Annotated in this window: 4 protein-coding genes; 2 read left to right on the top strand and 2 right to left on the bottom strand. The window is 45.8% G+C overall.

The genetic code is table 11. The features are described from left to right. Positions 1 to 701, top strand: a 701-nt coding sequence (locus AZ66_RS28825) for an exosporium glycoprotein BclB-related protein (protein WP_044358070.1), incomplete at its 5' end; no start/stop codon positions are given. Positions 702 to 817: 116 nt separating this feature from the next. On the opposite strand, the gene AZ66_RS28820 is transcribed toward AZ66_RS28825, so the two are convergent. Next, positions 818 to 1,108, bottom strand: coding sequence for a YxcD family protein (locus tag AZ66_RS28820; protein WP_021253956.1), 291 nt, complete (start codon positions 1,106 to 1,108; stop codon positions 818 to 820). Next, positions 1,108 to 1,551, bottom strand: a complete 444-nt coding sequence (locus AZ66_RS28815; protein WP_044358069.1) for a membrane protein — start codon at positions 1,549 to 1,551, stop codon at positions 1,108 to 1,110. The genes AZ66_RS28820 and AZ66_RS28815 overlap by 1 nt, the downstream gene beginning before the upstream one ends. Positions 1,552 to 1,699: 148 nt before the next feature. Between AZ66_RS28815 and AZ66_RS28810 the strand changes: the two genes are divergently transcribed. Continuing rightward, positions 1,700 to 1,910: DUF309 domain-containing protein (locus tag AZ66_RS28810; protein ID WP_044358068.1), on the top strand; the 211-nt coding region annotated here is incomplete at its 3' end.

Here is a 1,910-nt window from a genome sequence, read left to right as displayed (position 1 = left end):
TAGGAGTAACAGGAGCAACCGGACCGACTGGACCAACTGGGCCGACGGGAGCAATCGGGGCTACAGGAGCCACAGGAGCAACCGGAGTAGCCGGGGTAACCGGAGCCACGGGAGCTACAGGGGCCACAGGAGCAGGAGTTACCGGAGCAACTGGTCCAGCGGCACCATCTATTATTCCATTTGCTTCGTTCTTACCAATATTGCTAACGACTGGTTTCTGTGGAGTAGCGGGTATTGGTGGTCTCATTGGATTCGGCAACAGCGCACAAACTCCTTCGGTACTTGGAGCTACGATAGACCTTACGGGAGGACCTGGGATACCTTTAAATCTTGCATTTACAGTTCCATGTGGAGGAACCATTAAATGTATAGCTGCATACTTTAGTGTTACTTCAGGGCTCTGCTTAGACTGCTTGGGTGGGGTTAATCAAACGTTAACGATTCATGCTCAACTCTGGCAATCCACTGTGCCAGATAATATCTTTACACCAATAGCAGGAACGTTAGTAGATCTGCAGCCATCATTGACGGGAGTTATTACGTTAGGTGAACACGTAAATGGGTTGCTGTCGGGATTGAATATCGTAGTTCCACCTCAAACTCGCTTGCTTTTGGTATTCTCCGTTACGACTACTGGATTGACAGAGTCGATTTCGATTGCAGGTTATGCAAGTGGAGGAGTCACTATCATTTCGAATTAACTGAGAGTCGAATATCCTTCCTGCTCTTTGTTTGATACGAAAAAAGGCAGCCTCTTGGGCCAACGATGCATCATCGTATTGGCTCAAGGGCTGCCGCTTATTTATAGGTGCTTCTATTATAGGTTTGTATCGATATCTGCCCACATTTCTTCATCCACGTCAAGCTTAATCTGATGACGGAATACACGTTGTCCGTATTCCTTGCTCATGTACTGTTCAATGGCTTCCAGCAGATTGGACTCAATCAAGTATTGGGAGCGATCATGCACCCATACTTCTGCTGTGAATCCATGCTCTTCATCCCAGCACAGCTCAACATTTACATCTTCGGGTCGAACCTGCTTGCGCATCGCAATGTGAAGGCATACAGCATTAATGAGTTCGTCCATAGAGAGACGAAATTGCATTAATTCCACCGCCCAGGACCTGGTGTAGATGGATTTCGTTTATTTCTGAACCTCTTCACTACCATCATAACAAGGCTGATGAGAAGGAATATTGCCATTACGTTGATCATAAGCCCAAGGATGTCTCCCAGGAATCCAAGATTGCCGAACATGCTGCCGAACAACATTCCAGCTAATCCACCAATCATTAAGCCTTTCATTAGGCCGCCGCCACTGAAAAATCCACGTTGCTGTGTCGGTGCTGTGCTTGATGTATTGCTCTTATTGGTGTTGTCCGTACGATTCACCTGATTCGTAGACTTGTTTGGAGCTGGCTTGTACTTTTGAACTCCTGAGCGGAATGAACCTCCGCGCTTGGCATCAGCCACGTCTATCATCGTCGGTGTTGTTACCGCGAAGATAAGGAAGAATGCCATAACGACCATGATCCATTTATTACGCATGAATTGCCTCCCTATTGATGTAATATTTGTTGATAAGTAATAATACGTGTTCGAGTAAAAAGAGGTTTCAAATAAATATTGAAATTGATACAATAAACGAAATTAAGTTCATTGCAACGAGGACTTTTTTTATAGTAGGAGGAACGCGATGCGATATCCAGAAGCGTATATTGAATATTTGGCTCATTTCCATGGACCCAGAGACTGGTTCGAATGTCATGAAATTATGGAAGAGTATTGGAAGGAAGAGCCTTCTGTGGAACGGAAACGTCAGTGGCTTGCACTTGTCCAAATCGCTGTGGGCCTCTATCACGAGCGCCGGGGAAATGTGGCAGGGACATTGAAAATGTTATCAAGTG

Origin of the sequence: Paenibacillus sp. E194 (genome assembly GCF_000935845.1) — a bacterium.
Taxonomy (GTDB): Bacteria; Bacillota; Bacilli; order Paenibacillales; family Paenibacillaceae; genus Paenibacillus_B; species Paenibacillus_B alvei_B.
This window is presented reverse-complemented; position numbering and strand designations above follow the sequence as displayed.

Excerpts from the sequence above, each read along its gene's own strand:
- AZ66_RS28820 (WP_021253956.1), bottom strand. The coding sequence starts at position 1,108 with ATGCAATTTCGTCTCTCTATGGACGAACTCATTAATGCTGTATGCCTT.
- AZ66_RS28815 (WP_044358069.1), bottom strand. The coding sequence starts at position 1,551 with ATGCGTAATAAATGGATCATGGTCGTTATGGCATTCTTCCTTATCTTC.